The sequence below is a fragment of the Citrobacter sp. CK206 genome, assembly GCF_030333125.1.
Taxonomy (GTDB): domain Bacteria; phylum Pseudomonadota; class Gammaproteobacteria; order Enterobacterales; family Enterobacteriaceae; genus Citrobacter_B; species Citrobacter_B koseri.
In genome coordinates this window covers 45,473-62,070 of the sequence record NZ_JAOWGM010000028.1, presented here as the reverse complement: position 1 = coordinate 62,070, position 16,598 = coordinate 45,473, and the positions used below count along the sequence as shown (strand labels likewise).

General features: G+C 56.1%; 19 protein-coding genes. All 19 read left to right on the top strand.

The window, feature by feature from the left end; genetic code table 11:
• The first annotated feature begins 3 nt into the window (after positions 1-3).
• The 19 genes from OGX81_RS12920 (at position 4) to OGX81_RS12830 (ending at position 16,587) form a co-directional block, all read left to right on the top strand.
• Positions 4-783 carry a type IV pilus biogenesis protein PilM gene (locus OGX81_RS12920; RefSeq protein WP_104868093.1) on the top strand — a complete coding sequence of 260 codons (780 nt, stop codon included), beginning with the start codon at positions 4-6 and terminating at the stop codon, positions 781-783.
• Entirely contained in the window at positions 783-1,322 is a 540-nt protein-coding gene (locus tag OGX81_RS12915) for a PilN domain-containing protein (protein ID WP_147704709.1), read from the top strand. Before OGX81_RS12920 ends, OGX81_RS12915 begins: the two co-directional genes overlap by 1 nt.
• The gene (locus OGX81_RS12910) at positions 1,306-1,776 is read left to right on the top strand and encodes a HofO family protein (RefSeq protein WP_104868095.1); all 471 of its coding nucleotides are present in this window, start codon (positions 1,306-1,308) and stop codon (positions 1,774-1,776) included. The genes OGX81_RS12915 and OGX81_RS12910 overlap by 17 nt, the downstream gene beginning before the upstream one ends.
• Complete coding sequence (locus OGX81_RS12905) at positions 1,769-2,170, top strand: DUF2531 family protein (RefSeq protein WP_012135501.1); 402 nt, start codon at positions 1,769-1,771, stop codon at positions 2,168-2,170. The genes OGX81_RS12910 and OGX81_RS12905 overlap by 8 nt, the downstream gene beginning before the upstream one ends.
• Positions 2,082-3,320 carry a DNA uptake porin HofQ gene (gene hofQ, locus OGX81_RS12900; protein ID WP_058668190.1) on the top strand — a complete coding sequence of 413 codons (1,239 nt, stop codon included), beginning with the start codon at positions 2,082-2,084 and terminating at the stop codon, positions 3,318-3,320. Before OGX81_RS12905 ends, hofQ begins: the two co-directional genes overlap by 89 nt.
• Positions 3,321-3,628: 308 nt before the next feature.
• Positions 3,629-4,150: a shikimate kinase AroK gene (gene aroK, locus OGX81_RS12895; protein WP_012135498.1), complete on the top strand. Its 522-nt coding sequence runs from the start codon at positions 3,629-3,631 to the stop codon at positions 4,148-4,150.
• Between the two features lie 58 nt (positions 4,151-4,208).
• Positions 4,209-5,297, top strand: coding sequence for a 3-dehydroquinate synthase (gene aroB / locus OGX81_RS12890; RefSeq protein ID WP_047460717.1), 1,089 nt, complete (start codon positions 4,209-4,211; stop codon positions 5,295-5,297).
• 96 nt (positions 5,298-5,393) lie between these two features.
• The gene (damX, locus tag OGX81_RS12885) at positions 5,394-6,680 is read left to right on the top strand and encodes a cell division protein DamX (protein WP_110123642.1); all 1,287 of its coding nucleotides are present in this window, start codon (positions 5,394-5,396) and stop codon (positions 6,678-6,680) included.
• A 72-nt stretch (positions 6,681-6,752) separates the two neighbouring features.
• Positions 6,753-7,589, top strand: a complete 837-nt coding sequence (gene dam, locus OGX81_RS12880) for an adenine-specific DNA-methyltransferase (protein WP_012135494.1) — start codon at positions 6,753-6,755, stop codon at positions 7,587-7,589.
• Positions 7,590-7,606: 17 nt separating this feature from the next.
• On the top strand, positions 7,607-8,284 hold the full coding sequence (gene rpe, locus OGX81_RS12875; protein ID WP_012135493.1) for a ribulose-phosphate 3-epimerase: 678 nt from the start codon (positions 7,607-7,609) through the stop codon (positions 8,282-8,284).
• A complete protein-coding gene (gene gph, locus OGX81_RS12870; RefSeq protein ID WP_012135492.1) occupies positions 8,277-9,035 on the top strand; it encodes a phosphoglycolate phosphatase in 759 nt (252 codons plus the stop codon). The genes rpe and gph overlap by 8 nt, the downstream gene beginning before the upstream one ends.
• Positions 9,028-10,032: a tryptophan--tRNA ligase gene (gene trpS / locus OGX81_RS12865; RefSeq protein WP_012135491.1), complete on the top strand. Its 1,005-nt coding sequence runs from the start codon at positions 9,028-9,030 to the stop codon at positions 10,030-10,032. The genes gph and trpS overlap by 8 nt, the downstream gene beginning before the upstream one ends.
• A 237-nt stretch (positions 10,033-10,269) precedes the next feature.
• The gene (yhfZ, locus tag OGX81_RS12860; RefSeq protein WP_024131011.1) at positions 10,270-11,175 is read left to right on the top strand and encodes a GntR family transcriptional regulator YhfZ; all 906 of its coding nucleotides are present in this window, start codon (positions 10,270-10,272) and stop codon (positions 11,173-11,175) included.
• 20 nt (positions 11,176-11,195) lie between these two features.
• Positions 11,196-11,558 (top strand): PRD domain-containing protein, encoded by a 363-nt coding sequence (locus OGX81_RS12855; protein ID WP_104868098.1) that lies wholly within the window; start codon positions 11,196-11,198, stop codon positions 11,556-11,558.
• 84 nt (positions 11,559-11,642) lie between these two features.
• A complete protein-coding gene (locus tag OGX81_RS12850; protein WP_187305230.1) occupies positions 11,643-12,806 on the top strand; it encodes a YhfX family PLP-dependent enzyme in 1,164 nt (387 codons plus the stop codon).
• On the top strand, positions 12,806-14,032 hold the full coding sequence (locus OGX81_RS12845; RefSeq protein WP_104868100.1) for a phosphopentomutase: 1,227 nt from the start codon (positions 12,806-12,808) through the stop codon (positions 14,030-14,032). Before OGX81_RS12850 ends, OGX81_RS12845 begins: the two co-directional genes overlap by 1 nt.
• A complete protein-coding gene (locus OGX81_RS12840) occupies positions 14,029-14,907 on the top strand; it encodes a phosphotriesterase-related protein (protein WP_104868101.1) in 879 nt (292 codons plus the stop codon). The genes OGX81_RS12845 and OGX81_RS12840 overlap by 4 nt, the downstream gene beginning before the upstream one ends.
• Before the next feature lie 10 nt (positions 14,908-14,917).
• Entirely contained in the window at positions 14,918-15,271 is a 354-nt protein-coding gene (locus OGX81_RS12835; protein WP_047460736.1) for a DUF2620 domain-containing protein, read from the top strand.
• A gap of 11 nt (positions 15,272-15,282) precedes the next feature.
• Positions 15,283-16,587, top strand: coding sequence for a YhfT family protein (locus OGX81_RS12830; protein WP_047460741.1), 1,305 nt, complete (start codon positions 15,283-15,285; stop codon positions 16,585-16,587).
• Positions 16,588-16,598 lie beyond the last annotated feature (11 nt).

Sequence of the window (16,598 nt, the reverse complement as noted above, 5' to 3'; positions counted from 1 at the left end):
GCAATGGCTTTCAGGTTCTGGCAAATTGGCCTTCATATTCAGCAGCATGAGGCGCTGGCTGTCGCCGTGGTTCGCGGCGCGTCAGGCTGGTCTTTACAACGCTGGTGGCGGGTGCCGCTGGCGGAACGTACCTTCGTTGACGGGCATCTCCGCGAGCCAGAACAGCTCGTCGATGCGTTGCTTCCGTGGCGTCGTTCGCTTCCTCACCGGCATCATATTTATCTCTCTTTCCCTGCCAGCCGGACGCTGCAAAAGCATTTTCCGCGCCCGGAAATGGCGCTGCGCGAACGTGAACAAACGGCGTGGCTGACCGGCGCGATGGCGCGTGAGCTGGATATGCCCCCTGACGCCCTGCGCTTTGACTATCGCGAAGATACCCTGACTCCGGCATTTAACGTGACCGCCGCCCAAAGCAAGGAGGTGGCGACCTTATTAACGCTGGCGCAAAAACTGAAAATGCAGGTGACGGCGATTACGCCGGATGCCTGCGCATTACAGCGCTTTATTCCTTATCTGCTGGCGCACCAGCAGTGTCTGGCCTGGCGTGACGAAGAACAGTGGCTGTGGGCGACGCGCTATGCGTGGGGACGAAAACTGCTACAAGAGGCGGTCTGCGCCGACAGTCTTGCCGCGACGTTGTCCATTGCGCCGGAAAGTCTGACGGTGTGCGGCGCGGGCGGCTTCGAACCCTGGTGCGCGGTTGCCATTCGCCAGCCTCCCGTTCCGCCGGAAGGCCATACCTTTGCCATCGCGCTGGGATTAGCAATGGGGGCGCCGCGCTGATGAGTCATCCGGTCAACTTTTTGCCCTGGCGTCAGTCCCGGCGGCGCGAATGTCTGCGATTCTGGAGCGTCATGTTCAGCGGTTCACTGCTGCTGACCATCGCGCTGGCGTGCATCCATGAGGTTACGCTCACGGCGCAAAAGCGGGCGGATGCACAGTGGCCGATCGCAGAGAAAGAGCGCGCCGCCGCGCTACTGGCGATCCAACCCCGCTTACAGCAGCGGCAGACCGCGTGGCAGCAAGCGTTGCAGCAGCAAACGGAATATGAGCAGACGCGGCGCTGGCAGAGCGTGCTGGAAGGGATGGCGGCGCTGTTGCCCGGGCAGGCGTGGCTAACCCGGTTATCCTGGCAGCAGGGAACGCTGGAACTTGAGGGATACGCGACGACATTTCTTGCGTTAAACACGCTGGAAACCGCGCTGCGTCATCATCCTGATTTCCCGTTAGCCGGGAGTGGGGCAACGCAGCAGGATGCGCAGGGACGCTGGCAATTTCATTACCCGTTAAAAAGGAGCCTCGCAGATGGCCGCGCTTTTTGACCTCTGGTGCGGGTTATTGCCGCGAACCCGCCTCTTCTGCTGGTTAGGCTGGAGCCTGGGGCTGGGATTACTAGTTTGTTTATACACGTTTTCTTCGGGCGCGCAGCAACAGGAGCGGCAACGAACGGCGCTGGCGCAACAGCGGGCGGCTATCGACCGGCAGTGGCGGGGTCTGCGCCAGATCGCCGCATCAATGGATATGTCTCGTTTAGCGTCGGCCAGCAAGCGCGTGCCTTTTTCCCCTCTGGATTTTCAGCGCTCTCCGGTACGCCTTCTTCACTGGCAGCCTTCCGCGCAGGGAGGCGAGCTGGCGCTGGCATCCTCCTGGGAGGCGGTTCCGCAACTGTTCAGTCGGCTGGCGGAGCGTGGCATGCGCATCAACCGCTTTTCGCTTGTTCCGCAGGAGACGGAACTGCTGTTGACGCTACAGCTGGAGCGGCTGACTGATGACTAAGCGCTGGCTGTTGGTCTGTAGCTGCCTGCTGATGCTGACCGGAATGCGCGACCCCTTCAAACCGCCGGAGGACCGATGCCGGATCGCTGAACTGCCGATGTGGCGTTACCAGGGCGTGGTGAGTCAGGGAGAGCGCCTGACTGGCATTCTCAAAGACAGCCAGCAGAAGTGGCGGCGCGTCGAACAATATCAGGTGCTGGAGAACGGCTGGACGATTTCCCGACTGACGGCAGACAGCATAACGCTTGAGACCGGTAAAGGCTGTGAACCGTCACAGTGGCGGTGGCAACGACAAGGAGAAGTGAATGAAGCGATGGATAGCCGCAGCGTTGATCGCCGTGATGCCCGCCGTACAGGCGGGGAAAGCGCAAAACGTGACGCTGGTGGTGGATGATGTTCCTGTTGTTCAGGTATTGCAGGCGCTTGCCGCGCAGGAGAAGAAGAATCTGGTGGTCTCGCCTGACGTCAGCGGTTCGCTGTCGCTGAGTCTGACGGATGTGCCGTGGAAGCAGGCGGTGCAGACGGTCATAAAAAGCGCCGGGCTGGTGCTGCGCCAGGAGGGGAATATTCTGCATGTTCACTCGGTTCACTGGCAAAACGAAAACGCCGCGCGGCAGGAGGCCGAGCAGACAAGGCTGCGGGCCAACTTACCGCTGGAGGATCGCAGTATTTCTCTGCAATACGCCGATGCCTCCGAACTGGCAAAAGCGGGAGAAAAGCTGCTGAGCGCCAAAGGCAGTATGACGGTAGATAAGCGCACCAACCGGTTATTGCTTCGGGATAACAACGCCGCGCTGGCGGCGCTGGAAACGTGGGCAGCGCAAATGGATCTCCCCGTTGAGCAGGTTGAACTGGCGGCGCATATCGTCACCATAAATGAAAAAAGCCTGCGTGAGCTGGGGGTAAAGTGGACGCTGGCGGACGCGCAACAGGCCGGGTCGCCAGGGCAGGTGACGTCGCTTGCCAGCGATTTGTCCGTCGCGGCCGCCACGTCTCGCGTCGGGTTTAACATCGGGCGCATCAACGGTCGTTTGTTGGATCTTGAGCTTTCCGCCCTGGAGCAGAAGCAGCAACTTGATATTATCGCCAGCCCACGACTGCTGGCTTCGCACCTGCAACCCGCCAGTATTAAGCAGGGGAGCGAAATCCCGTATCAGGTCTCCAGCGGCGAGAGCGGGGCGACGTCCGTGGAGTTTAAAGAAGCGGTGCTGGGGATGGAGGTGACGCCCACCGTTTTGCCGAAGGGGCGCATTCGCTTGAAACTTCACATCAGCCAGAACGTTCCCGGCCAGGTGCTACAGCAGGCGGATGGCGAAGTGCTGGCGATCGATAAGCAGGAGATCGATACGCAGGTCGAGGTTAAAAGCGGCGAAACGCTGGCGCTGGGCGGCATCTTTTCGCGCAAGAACAAATCCGCTAAAGATAGCGTCCCGCTGTTAGGCGATATCCCCTGGCTTGGTTCCCTTTTCAGCCATGATGGAAAAGAGAACGAGCGGCGCGAACTGGTGGTGTTCATTACCCCCAGACTGGTTGCGGCAGAATAATTTATGCCTGAAATCGCGCTGTTTTTGCACTGAACACGTTTCAGGGATTTGACGTGGGGGTGTATTTAGCATACAAGGAGTACCGATTTGAGAGTTGGTTCTTCTCGTCGCTATCCGGCGACGCTGCCTCCGGGGTTGTCTACAATATGTCTTGGTAATTTATTCAGTTGCCAAACCCGTTGGAGTATTGAGATAATTTTCAGTCTGACTCTCGCAATATCTTATGAGGTTTCAGTTCATGTCCTGCTGCGCAAGGTGTCTGCGACGCGGGTTTATCATTAACGAATTGTCTTAGTAGTACCGAAAAAATGGCAGAGAAACGCAATATCTTTCTGGTTGGGCCTATGGGTGCCGGAAAAAGCACTATTGGGCGCCAGTTAGCTCAACAACTCAATATGGAATTTTACGATTCTGATCAAGAGATTGAGAAACGAACCGGAGCTGATGTGGGCTGGGTCTTCGATGTAGAAGGTGAAGACGGCTTCCGTGATCGCGAAGAAAAAGTCATCAACGAGTTGACGGAAAAACAGGGTATTGTGCTGGCAACCGGCGGTGGCTCTGTAAAATCACGTGAAACGCGTAACCGTCTCTCCGCGCGTGGCGTCGTGGTGTATCTTGAAACGACAATCGAAAAACAACTTGCGCGTACGCAGCGCGACAAGAAACGCCCGCTGTTGCAGGTAGAAGCTCCGCCTCGTGAAGTTCTGGAAGCGTTGGCCAACGAACGCAATCCTCTGTATGAAGAGATTGCCGACGTGACCATTCGTACCGACGATCAGAGCGCTAAGGTCGTGGCAAACCAGATTATTCATATGCTGGAAAGCAACTGATTCTGGCTTAATACATACTCGGTAAGCGGGTACAAGTAACTAAGGTGGATGTCGCGTCATGGAGAGGATTACAGTTACTCTCGGGGAACGTAGTTACCCTATCACCATCGCGGCTGGTTTGTTTAACGAACCAGCTTCATTCTTACCGCTGAAATCGGGCGATCAGGTTATGTTGGTGACCAACGAAACCCTGGCTCCCCTTTACCTTGATAAGATCCGTAGCGTACTTGAACAGGCGGGGGTTAACGTAGATAGCGTTATCCTGCCCGATGGCGAAAAGTATAAAAGCCTGACGGTACTTGATACGGTTTTCACCGCGTTACTGCAAAAACCGCACGGTCGCGATACCACGCTGGTTGCCCTCGGCGGCGGCGTGATTGGCGACCTTACCGGTTTCGCCGCCGCCAGCTATCAGCGTGGCGTGCGCTTTATCCAGGTCCCGACGACATTGCTGTCGCAGGTCGACTCCTCCGTAGGCGGGAAAACCGCTGTAAACCATCCCCTCGGCAAGAACATGATCGGCGCGTTCTACCAGCCTGCTTCTGTGGTGGTGGATCTCGACTGTCTGAAAACGCTTCCTGCGCGTGAGCTGGCATCGGGTCTGGCGGAAGTGATCAAATACGGCATCATTCTTGACGGTGAATTTTTCACCTGGCTTGAGGACAATCTGGACGCGTTATTACGTCTGGAAGGTCCGGCAATGGCGTACTGTATCCGCCGTTGTTGTGAGCTGAAAGCCGAAGTTGTCGCAGCAGACGAGCGCGAAACGGGCTTACGTGCTTTACTGAATCTGGGACATACCTTTGGTCATGCCATTGAAGCTGAAATGGGTTATGGCAATTGGTTACACGGTGAAGCCGTCGCTGCTGGTATGGTGATGGCGGCGCGTACGTCAGAGCGTCTCGGTCAGTTTAGCGCTGCGGATACGCAACGCATTATTACGCTGCTCCAGCGCGCAGGTCTGCCTGTACACGGGCCGCGTGAGATGTCTGCTCAGGCGTATTTGCCACACATGCTGCGCGATAAGAAAGTCCTGGCGGGCGAGATGCGCTTAGTGCTCCCGCTGGCGATAGGGAAAAGTGAAGTACGTGGCGGAGTGCCGCACGAAATCGTTCTCAGCGCTATTGCTGACTGTCAGCAGGCGTAACAACAAGAAAGGTCGGACTGATACTGCACGGTATTGGTCATTTAAATTCAGGTTAACTGCAATGTCGTAAGCATTAACCTTTGAGTGGGGTGTTAAATGGATGAATTCAAACCAGAAGACGAGCTGAAACCCGATCCCAGCGATCGTCGTACTGGTCGTACTCGTCAATCTTCTGAACGCGATAATGATCCACAGATCAATTTCGATGACGTCGACCTGGATACGGACGATCGTCGTCCAGGGCGTGCGCGAAAGGCGCGTGAGGAAGAGCAGTACAGCGAAGACGATTATGAATCCGATGATGCAGTGGATGAAGAACGCGTAGAGCGTCGTCCCCGCAAACGTAAGAAAGCCGCCAGCAAACCCGCTTCCCGTCAGTACATCATGATGGGTGTCGGCGTTCTGGTGTTGCTGCTGTTGATCATCGGTATTGGTTCCGCGCTGAAAGCCCCTTCACCCTCCTCTTCCAGCGATCAAACGGCGTCTGCCGAGAAGAGCATCGATCTTTCCGGCAATAACGCGACCGATCAGGCGAGCGCCACGCAGCCTGCGCCAGACGCTGAACAGACCGCCGGAAACACGCAGCAGGATGTTTCTCTGCCGCCGATCGCCTCAACGCCAACGCAGGGTCAGGCGCCTGCCGCGACCGAAGGCCAACAGCGTGTGGAAGTTCAGGGCGATCTGAACAATGCGCTGACCCAGCCGCAGGGTCAGGAACAGGTTAACAATGTGGTGGCGAACTCCACGCTGCCGACGGAACCTGCCACCGTTGCGCCAATCCGCAACGGCAACGCGCCGCGTCAGACGGCGGCGACGCAATCGGGCGAGCGTCAGGCCACTACGCGCCCGGAACGTAAGCAGGTTGTGATTGAGCCGAAGAAACCGCAGACCACCGCGAAAGCGACGCCAGCGGAACCGAAGCCGACCACGCAGCCGAAACGTAGCGAACCTGCCGCGCCGGTCGCGACGACGAAAGCGCCAGCAACTTCCGCGCCAGCGGCAACGACCGCGCCGAAAGCCACCGCTGCGCCTGCACAAACCGCAGCGCCAGCGCAAACCACAGCGGCAGCCGGCAGTGCGGCTGGTACGAAAAGCACAGGTAACGTGGGTTCGCTGAAGTCTGCGCCTTCCAGCCATTACACCCTGCAACTCAGCAGTTCTTCTAACTACGACAACCTGAATGGTTGGGCGAAGAAAGAAAACCTGAAAAACTATGTGGTGTATCAGACGACGCGTAACGGCCAGCCGTGGTATGTTCTGGTAACGGGTGTGTATGCGTCTAAAGATGATGCCAAACGTGCGGTGTCTACGTTGCCAGCCGATGTGCAGGCGAAAAACCCGTGGGCAAAACCGTTGCATCAGGTGCAGGCCGATCTGAAGTAATAGTCATGTTAAAGCGCAGGATGCTGTCGGAGCTTTCTCCACAGCCGGAGAAGGTGTAATTAGTTAGTCAGCATGAAAAAGAATCGCGCTTTTCTGAAGTGGGCAGGGGGGAAATACCCCCTGCTTGATGACATCAAACGGCATTTACCGAAAGGTGAATGTCTGGTTGAACCCTTTGTGGGGGCCGGGTCGGTGTTTCTTAACACCGACTTTTCTCGTTATATTCTTGCCGATATTAATAGTGACCTTATCAGCCTCTATAACATCGTGAAGTCGCGTACTGAAGAGTATGTGCGGGCTTCCCGCGAGCTGTTTACGCCTGAGACGAATCAGGCCGAGGTTTACTATCAACTCCGTGAAGAGTTCAATACGAGCCGGGAGCCGTTCCGTCGCGCGGTCCTGTTCTTATACCTGAACCGCTATGGTTACAACGGCCTGTGCCGCTATAACTTGCGTGGGGAGTTTAACGTGCCGTTTGGCCGTTACAAAAAGCCCTACTTCCCGGAAACGGAGTTGTATCATTTTGCCAAAAAAGCGCAGAATGCAGAGTTTCATTGCCTTTCGTATGAAGAGTGTATGGATCGTGCTGATAGCAATTCTGTGGTCTATTGCGATCCGCCTTACGCACCGCTTTCTGCGACGGCGAATTTCACCGCTTATCATACCAATAGCTTCAGCCCAAAAGAGCAGGCTCGTCTGGCGGAGATGGCAGAAAAGCTGGTCAGCAAGCGGATCCCGGTGTTAATTTCGAACCATGACACGCCCGATACCCGCGAGTGGTACAAAGCGGCGAAACATTTTCAGGTCAAAGTGCGTCGCAGTATAAGCAGCAATGGCGGCACACGTAAAAAGGTGGACGAACTGCTGGCTCTGTACCAACCAGGAGTCGTAACGCCTGCGAAAAAATAATTCTCAAGGAGAAGCGGATGAAACAGTATTTGATTGCCCCCTCAATTCTGTCGGCTGATTTTGCCCGCCTGGGTGAGGACACCGCGAAAGTGCTGGCAGCTGGTGCGGATGTCGTGCATTTTGACGTCATGGACAACCACTATGTGCCGAACCTGACCATCGGCCCGATGGTGCTGAAATCCCTGCGTAAATACGGTATTACCGCCCCCATCGACGTGCATTTGATGGTGAAGCCGGTTGACCGCATCGTGCCGGATTTCGCCGCAGCGGGTGCCAGCATCATTACGTTTCATCCCGAAGCCTCCGAGCATGTCGATCGTACCTTGCAGCTGATTAAAGAAAACGGCTGTAAAGCGGGTCTGGTGTTTAACCCGGCCACGCCGCTGAGTTATCTGGATTATGTGATGGATAAGCTGGATGTGATCCTGCTGATGTCCGTCAACCCGGGTTTTGGCGGCCAGTCTTTTATTCCGCACACGCTGGAGAAGCTGCGTGAAGTGCGCCGTCGTATTGATGAGTCAGGCTATGACATTCGCCTGGAAGTGGACGGCGGCGTCAAGGTGAACAACATCGGCGAAATCGCCGCGGCGGGCGCAGACATGTTTGTGGCAGGCTCCGCGATTTTCGACCAACCAGACTACAAAAAAGTCATTGATGAAATGCGCAGTGAACTGGCAAAGGTAAGTCATGGATAAATTGCAGGATATTCGGGGTGTCGCCTTTGACCTCGACGGCACGCTGGTTGACAGCGCGCCGGGATTAGCCGCTGCGGTAGATATGGCGTTATACGCGCTGGAACTGCCTACCGCTGGCGAAGATCGCGTAATTACCTGGATTGGTAACGGCGCGGATGTATTGATGGAGCGTGCGCTCGCCTGGGCTCGCCAGGAACGCGCTACGTTACGTAAAACAATGGGCAAACCGCCTGTTGATGATGAGATCCCCGCCGAAGAGCAGGTGCGTATTTTGCGTAAGCTGTTCGACCGCTACTATGGCGATGTGGCGGAAGAGGGGACGTTCCTGTTCCCGCACGTAGCCGATACGCTGGGCGCGCTGCATGCCAAAGGGCTGCCGCTTGGACTGGTGACCAATAAGCCGACGCCGTTTGTGGCGCCGCTGCTTGAAGCGCTGGATATCGCCAAATACTTCAGCGTGGTTATTGGCGGCGACGATGTGCAGAACAAAAAGCCGCATCCCGATCCGCTGCTGCTGGTGGCAAAGCGAATGGGCGTCGCGCCTGAACAGATGCTCTTCGTGGGCGATTCGCGTAATGACATTCAGGCTGCAAAAGCGGCTGGCTGCCCGTCGGTCGGCCTCACGTACGGCTACAACTATGGCGAATCAATCGCTCTTAGCCAGCCGGATGTGATTTACGACACTATTAATGACCTTCTGCCCGCTCTCGGGCTTCCGCATAGCGAAAATCAGGAATCGAAAAATGACTAAGCCCATCGTTTTTAGTGGCGCACAGCCCTCAGGTGAATTGACCATTGGCAACTATATGGGTGCGCTGCGTCAGTGGGTGAACATGCAGGATGACTATCATTGCATTTACTGCATCGTTGACCAGCATGCGATCACCGTGCGTCAGGATGCACAGCAGTTGCGTAAAGCGACGCTGGATACGCTGGCGCTCTACCTGGCGTGTGGTATCGATCCTGAGAAAAGTACCATCTTTGTTCAGTCCCATGTGCCGGAGCACGCGCAGCTGGGCTGGGCGCTGAACTGCTACACCTATTTCGGCGAACTGAGCCGGATGACCCAGTTCAAAGACAAATCCGCGCGCTATGCCGAGAACATCAACGCCGGTCTGTTTGATTACCCGGTTCTGATGGCGGCAGACATTTTGCTGTATCAAACGAATCAGGTGCCGGTGGGTGAAGATCAGAAACAGCATCTGGAATTGAGCCGCGACATCGCGCAGCGTTTTAACGCGCTGTATGGCGATATCTTTAACGTTCCTGAGCCGTTTATTCCAAAATCCGGCGCGCGCGTGATGTCACTGCTGGAACCGACCAAAAAGATGTCCAAGTCGGACGATAACCGTAACAACGTCATCGGCCTGCTGGAAGACCCGAAATCGGTGGTGAAAAAAATCAAACGTGCGGTGACGGATTCCGACGAGCCGCCGGTAGTGCGCTACGACATCCAGAATAAAGCGGGGGTGTCTAACCTGCTGGATATCCTCTCCGCCGTAACCGGCCAGAGCATCCCTGAGCTGGAGCAGCATTTCGAAGGCAAGATGTATGGTCATCTGAAAGGTGAAGTGGCTGAAGCCGTTTCCGGTATGCTGACCGAGTTGCAGGAGCGTTATCATCGCTTCCGCAGCGACGAAGCCTTCTTGCAGAAAGTGATGAAAGAAGGGGCGGAAAAAGCCAGCGCCCGTGCTTCCGAAACGCTGAAAGCGGTCTACGAAGCGATCGGCTTTGTCGCCAAGCCGTAATGCGCACCGCGCCGTAGGCCAGATAAGGCGTTTACGCCGCCACCCGGCGTAAACACGGCGAGGGTCTACAGTGATGCGACACCACACATTAAAAAACCGGGGATTTCCCGGTTTTTTTGTCTCTCTGCGTACCCGTGACGAAAAACTGTGAGGCGTCTCGCCGTTTACGCACATCGTCATTGCACGATATCTTCATTTTAATGAATATATAAATATTCACTTTACTGAAAATTTATGATGCGTCGAACATTTATCAAAAAAGAGGGGGTCGTGCTGACGACCCTGGCCCGCTACCTGCTTGGTGAGAAATGCGGTAACCGTTTGAAAACGATAGATGAACTGGCTAACGAATGCCACTCATCGGTGGGGTTAACGCAGGCCGCATTAAAAACGCTGGAGTCCTCCGGGGCGATCCGTATTGAGCGTCGTGGGCGCAACGGCAGCTTCCTGGTGGAGATGGATAACAAAACGTTGCTGTCGCATGTGGACATCAGCAACGTTGTTTGCGCGATGCCGCTGCCGTACACCCGTCTGTATGAAGGGCTGGCGAGCGGGCTGAAAGCGCAGTTTGAAGGGATTCCATTTTATTACGCGCACATGCGTGGGGCGGATATCCGGGTTGAATGCCTGCTGAATGGCGTCTACGACATGGCCGTGGTGTCGCGTCTGGCCGCAGAGAGCTACCTGGCGCAAAACGGATTGCGCATCGCGCTGGAACTGGGGCCACACACCTATGTCGGCGAGCACCAGTTGATCTGCCGTAAAGGCGAATCCGACCGGGTGAAGCGAGTGGGGCTGGATAACCGTTCGGCAGATCAGAAAATCATGACTGAAGCCTGTTTCGGCAAAAGTGATGTGGAGCTGATAGACCTCTCTTATCACGAAAGTCTTCAGCGCATTGTGAAAGGCGATGTGGATGCGGTGATCTGGAATGTGGTGGCGGAAGCGGAGCTGGCATTGCTGGGGTTAGAAGCGACGCCGCTCACCCGCGATCCTCGATTCTTGCAGGCCACCGAAGCCGTGGTGCTGACCCGGTCGGACGATTACCCGATGCAGCAACTGCTGCGCGCCGTGGTGGACAAACAGGCGCTGCTCGCCCATCAGCAACGTGTGGTCAGCGGTGAACAGGAACCCAGTTACTAAGTTAATCAAAGGCATTGTAAATGGAAAACAGACTCAGCCTGCTGTGTGACGCAGGGGTTATCGACGAAGATATTTGCCGTGGCATGTTGCAGGTCGTCAGACGACTGGACGAGGAGTGGAAGCTGCCGGTGCATACCGAGCAGGGAACGATGGCGATAACCCACATGGCCAGCGCGTTAATGCGCAGTCGTCGGGGAGAGGTGATTGACGCGCTGGATCGCGAGCTGCTGGCGGAACTGACGCAATCTCCCCACTGGCCCGCGATTTTGTTGGCGCACCAGGCGCTGCTGGCGGAGTTTACGGTTTCGCTTCATGCCAATGAGGAAGGTTATTTGTTGGCAAATCTATATGGGCTGTGGATGGTGGCGCACGAAGCGTCGTGAGGAACACCGTACATCAACGTACCACACCTTAAATATTCAAAAAAATGAATATTTAATTCAGGGATTAGAAACCGAGGCACAAAGATGTTTATACACGCATTGAAACGCCAGAATCCGGCGCTGATTACCGCCGCGATCCGACTTTGGCAGCAGGGAAGGATCGTCCCGGACAGCTGGGTGATTGATGTTGATCAGGTGCTGGAAAACGGGAAGCGCCTGGTTGATACGGCTCATCAATACGGCATCACGCTGTATCTGATGACAAAACAGCTTGGGCGCAATCCCTGGCTGGCGGAAAAGCTGCTGGCGCTGGGATATGCCGGAATTGTCACGGTGGATTACAAAGAGGCCAGGGTCATGCGCCGCGCCGGATTGCCGGTGGCGCATCAGGGGCATTTAGTGCAGATCCCCTCCCGGCAGATTGACGAAGCGGTGGAGCAAGGGACGGACGTTATTACGCTCTTTTCGCTGGAGAAGGCGCGTGAAGTGTCGGCGGCGGCGGTGAAGGCCGGGCGCGTGCAGGCGGTAATGCTGAAGATTTACGGCGAGCAGGATTTTCTTTATCCGGGGCAGGAGAGCGGCTTCCCGCTGGCGCGCCTTGATGACGCGGTGAATGACATTCGCCGTCTGCCGGGGCTCCATGTCACGGGGTTAACGCATTTCCCCTGCCTGCTGTGGGATGACGCATCAGGCGAGACCAGGCCGACGCCCAATCTGCATTCCCTGGTCAAGGCGAAGCAGCAACTGGAAGAACAGGAGATTGCCATTGAGCAGCTTAATGCGCCCTCTGCAACCAGCTGTGCGTCTTTGCCGCTGTTGGCGCGGTATGGCGTCACCCATGCCGAACCGGGCCATGCGCTGACCGGCACCATTCCGTCGAATCAGCAAGGCGATCAGCCTGAACGCATTGCGATGCTCTGGCTGAGTGAAATTTCGCACCATTTTCGTGGCAACAGCTACTGCTATGGCGGCGGCTATTACCGCCGGGGACATGCGCGCAACGCGCTCGTTTTTACGCCGGAAAACGACGTTCCCGCGAAGACGACGCTGGAACCCGTCGATGACAGCAGTATCGACTACTACCTGCCGCTTGCAGGGACGTTTCCGGTGAGCAGCGCCGTGGTGCTTTGTTTTCGTACCCAAATCTTTGTGACGCGCAGTGATGTGGTGCTGGTGTCTGGCATTCAGCGCGGCGCGGCGGAAATCGTCGCCCGTTATGACAGTCTCGGAAACGTACTGGAGGCGTAATGGCTCGTTTTGTGGTGCTGGTGATTGATAGCTTCGGCGTAGGCGCAATGAAGGATGTGGCGGAGGTTCGCCCGCAGGATGTCGGGGCGAATACCTGCGGACATATTCTGCGTCAGCTCCCGCAGCTACATCTGCCGACGCTGGAGAAACTGGGGCTGATTAACGCGCTGGGCTATGCGCCAGGCGTTATGGCTCCCTCGGCGTCGGCAGTGTGGGGGATCGCGGAATTGCAGCATGAAGGAGGGGATACCTTCATGGGGCATCAGGAGATTTTAGGAACGCGTCCGCAGGCGCCGCTGCGTATGCCGTTTAGCGAGGTGATTGATCGCGTTGAGCTGGCGCTGAAGGCGGCGGGCTGGCAGGTGGAGCGACGTGGCGGCGAACTGGCGTTCCTGTGGGTCAATGAATCAGTGGCGATAGGCGATAACCTCGAAGCGGATTTAGGACAGGTTTACAACATTACCGCCAACCTTTCCGCCATCGCCTTTGACGAGGTGCTGAAGATTGGCCGCATTGTGCGTGAACACGCGCAGGTGGGGCGCGTCATTGCATTCGGCGGCACGCTTCACGACAGCCAGCGGATTCTGGACGCCGCAGAAGCGAAAGAGGGGCGTTTTATTGGCATCAATGCGCCGCGATCCGGCGCATATGAAAGCGGTTTTCAGGTTGTTCATATGGGCTATGGCGTGGATGAACGGGTTCAGGTGCCGCAAAAACTGCATGAGGTTGGCGTGCCGACCGTGCTGATCGGCAAAGTGGCGGATATCGTGGCGAACCCTCACGGACGTAGCTGGCAAAACCTGGTGGACAGCCAGCGCATCATGGATATCACGCGCGATGAATTCAGTGCCGCCCGGCACGCGTTTATCTGCACCAACATCCAGGAAACCGATCTGGCGGGGCACGCCCAGGATGTCGCACGTTATGCGGAACGTTTGCAGGTGGTTGACCGTAATCTTGCGCGGCTGACAAGCGAGATGACACCCGATGATTGTCTGCTGGTGATGGCCGACCACGGCAACGATCCAACGATAGGTCACAGTCACCATACCCGTGAAAGAGTGCCGATTCTGGTCTACCGGCAGGGGCTGAAGCCTGTTCAGTTAGGCCTTCGCGCCACGCTGTCGGATGTGGGCGCGACGGTCTGTGAGTTCTTTGGCGCGCCCGCGCCACAAAACGGCACCTCTTTCTTTTCGTCATTACAGCTCACAGGAGACGCCGTATGAATTTTGATACGTCAGGCTACACCTGGGCCCATGAGCATCTGCACATCGATCTCTCCGGGTTCAAAAATAACCTCGACTGCCGGTTAGATCAGTACGATCTCATTTGTCAGGAGATGAAAGATCTGCGGGCGTTGGGCGTGTGCAACATCATTGAAATGACTAACCGTTATATGGGGCGCAACCCGCAATTCATGCTCGATTTGATGCGGGATAGCGGGATAAACGTGGTGGCCTGCACGGGTTACTACCAGGACGCATTTTTCCCTGAGCATGTCGCGACCCGCAGTGTGGAGCAGCTTGCGCAGGAGATGATCGATGAAATTGTCATCGGTATTGATAACACGACGCTGAAAGCCGGAATTATTGCGGAAATCGGCTCCAGTGAAGGGGTGATTACGCCGCTGGAAGAGAAGGTGTTTATCGCCGCTGCGCGCGCCCACAATGAAACCGGACGCCCCATTTCCACCCATACCTCGTTCAGTACGATGGGGCTGGAGCAACTGGCCTTGTTGCAGGCGCAGGGCGTCGATCTCTCCCGCGTGGTGATTGGTCATTGCGATCTGAAAGATAACCTCGACGGCATTTTGCAGATGATCGATCTCGGCGCGTACGTGCAGTTCGACACCATCGGCAAAAACAACTACTACCCGGATGAAAAGCGCATCGACATGCTGAATGCGCTGCGCCAGCGCGGTTTGCTCAACCGCGTGATGCTTTCGATGGATATTACCCGCCGCTCCCATCTAAAAGCCAATGGCGGCAATGGCTACGACTACCTGTTAACCACCTTTATCCCACAGCTGCGCCAGTCAGGATTCAGTCAGGCCGATGTGGACACGATGTTGCGTGATAACCCCTCACAATTTTTCCAATAAGGACAGAAAGATGAAAAAGATTGGTGTTGCTGGCTTACAGCGTGAGCAGATTAAAAAAACCATCGAGACCGTGGCGCCCGGCTGCTTTGACGTGTCCATTCACAACGATATGGACGCGGCGATGAAAGTGAAGTCCGGGCAACTGGATTATTACATCGGTGCGTGTAATACCGGCGCTGGCGCGGCGTTGTCAATAGCGATTGCGGTGATTGGCTACAACAAAAGCTGCACCATCGCTAAGCCGGGTATTAAAGCGAAAGACGAGCATATCGCAAAGATGGTCGCGGAAGGGAAAGTGGCGTTTGGCCTCTCTGTCGAACATGTTGAGCATGCGATTCCCATGCTGGTTAACCACTTGAAATAAAAGGCATGCTTATGGAGCTGTATATTCAGATTCTGGTGGTGGCCTGCCTGACGGGGATGACGTCGCTACTGGCGCATCGCTCAGCCGCCGTTTTCCATGACGGGATTCGCCCGATCTTACCGCAGCTGATCGAAGGCTATATGAACCGCCGGGAGGCGGGGAGTATCGCGTTTGGTTTGAGTATCGGTTTTGTGGCGTCGGTGGGGATCTCATTTACCCTCAAAACGGGGCTGCTTAACGCCTGGCTGCTGTTTTTACCTACCGATATTCTTGGCGTACTGGCGATTAATAGCCTGTTGGCGTTTGGGCTTGGCGCTGCCTGGGGCGTGCTGATTCTGACCTGTTTGCTGCCGGTGAACCATCTGCTTACCGCCTTGCCGGTTGACGTGCTGGGGAGCCTTGGCGAGTTGAGTTCCCCGGTTGTCGCCGGTTTTGCGCTGTTCCCGCTGGTGGCGATTTTTTATCAATTCGGCTGGAAACACAGTCTTATCGCTGCGGTTGTGGTGCTGATGGCGCGTGTCCTGGTGGTGCGCTACTTCCCGCACCTGAACCCGGAATCGATTGAGATTTTTATCGGCATGGTGATGCTGCTGGCGATTGCGATTACGCACGACCTGCGCCACCGTGGCGATGAGGAGATGGATAGCAGTGGGTTATCCGTCTTTGAGGAGCGCACCTCCCGTATTATTAAAAACTTACCGTATATCGCGATCGTCGGCGCGTTGATTGCGGCGGTTGCCAGTATGAATATTTTTGCCGGCAGCGAGGTGTCGATCTTTACCCTTGAGAAAGCCTATTCTGCTGGCGTTACGCCTGAAGAGTCGCAGACCTTGCTTCATCAGGCGGCGCTGGCGGAGTTCATGCGTGGGCTTGGCTTTGTGCCGATGATCGCCACAACGGCGCTGGCGACGGGCGTGTATGCGGTGGCCGGTTTTACCTTTGTGTATTCCGTGGGCTATCTGGCGCCGAATCCGTGGATTGCCGCCATCCTGGGGGCGGTCGTGATTTCTGCGGAAGTGCTGCTGTTGCGCTCAATTGGGAAGTGGCTTGGACGCTACCCGTCGGTGCGCAATGCGTCGGACAATATCCGTAACGCGATGAATATGCTGATGGAAACCGCGCTACTGATCGGCTCTATTTTTGCGGCGATCAAGATGGCGGGTTATACCGGCTTCTCGATTGCGATTGCTATCTACTTCCTCAACGAGTCGCTGGGGCGCCCGGTGCAGAAGATGGCCGCGCCGGTCGTGGCCGTGATGATTACCGGTATCTTGTTGAATATTCTCTACTGGTTCGGTTTGTTTATTCCGGCCTGAGGAGGCGTCTA

Coding starts and splice junctions, on each gene's coding strand:
- OGX81_RS12920 (WP_104868093.1), top strand. CDS start 4: ATGGCTTTCAGGTTCTGGCAAATTGGCCTTCATATTCAGCAGCATGAG.
- OGX81_RS12915 (WP_147704709.1), top strand. CDS start 783: ATGAGTCATCCGGTCAACTTTTTGCCCTGGCGTCAGTCCCGGCGGCGC.
- OGX81_RS12910 (WP_104868095.1), top strand. CDS start 1,306: ATGGCCGCGCTTTTTGACCTCTGGTGCGGGTTATTGCCGCGAACCCGC.
- OGX81_RS12905 (WP_012135501.1), top strand. CDS start 1,769: ATGACTAAGCGCTGGCTGTTGGTCTGTAGCTGCCTGCTGATGCTGACC.
- hofQ (WP_058668190.1), top strand. CDS start 2,082: ATGAAGCGATGGATAGCCGCAGCGTTGATCGCCGTGATGCCCGCCGTA.
- aroK (WP_012135498.1), top strand. CDS start 3,629: ATGGCAGAGAAACGCAATATCTTTCTGGTTGGGCCTATGGGTGCCGGA.
- aroB (WP_047460717.1), top strand. CDS start 4,209: ATGGAGAGGATTACAGTTACTCTCGGGGAACGTAGTTACCCTATCACC.
- damX (WP_110123642.1), top strand. CDS start 5,394: ATGGATGAATTCAAACCAGAAGACGAGCTGAAACCCGATCCCAGCGAT.
- dam (WP_012135494.1), top strand. CDS start 6,753: ATGAAAAAGAATCGCGCTTTTCTGAAGTGGGCAGGGGGGAAATACCCC.
- rpe (WP_012135493.1), top strand. CDS start 7,607: ATGAAACAGTATTTGATTGCCCCCTCAATTCTGTCGGCTGATTTTGCC.
- gph (WP_012135492.1), top strand. CDS start 8,277: ATGGATAAATTGCAGGATATTCGGGGTGTCGCCTTTGACCTCGACGGC.
- trpS (WP_012135491.1), top strand. CDS start 9,028: ATGACTAAGCCCATCGTTTTTAGTGGCGCACAGCCCTCAGGTGAATTG.
- yhfZ (WP_024131011.1), top strand. CDS start 10,270: ATGCGTCGAACATTTATCAAAAAAGAGGGGGTCGTGCTGACGACCCTG.
- OGX81_RS12855 (WP_104868098.1), top strand. CDS start 11,196: ATGGAAAACAGACTCAGCCTGCTGTGTGACGCAGGGGTTATCGACGAA.
- OGX81_RS12850 (WP_187305230.1), top strand. CDS start 11,643: ATGTTTATACACGCATTGAAACGCCAGAATCCGGCGCTGATTACCGCC.
- OGX81_RS12845 (WP_104868100.1), top strand. CDS start 12,806: ATGGCTCGTTTTGTGGTGCTGGTGATTGATAGCTTCGGCGTAGGCGCA.
- OGX81_RS12840 (WP_104868101.1), top strand. CDS start 14,029: ATGAATTTTGATACGTCAGGCTACACCTGGGCCCATGAGCATCTGCAC.
- OGX81_RS12835 (WP_047460736.1), top strand. CDS start 14,918: ATGAAAAAGATTGGTGTTGCTGGCTTACAGCGTGAGCAGATTAAAAAA.
- OGX81_RS12830 (WP_047460741.1), top strand. CDS start 15,283: ATGGAGCTGTATATTCAGATTCTGGTGGTGGCCTGCCTGACGGGGATG.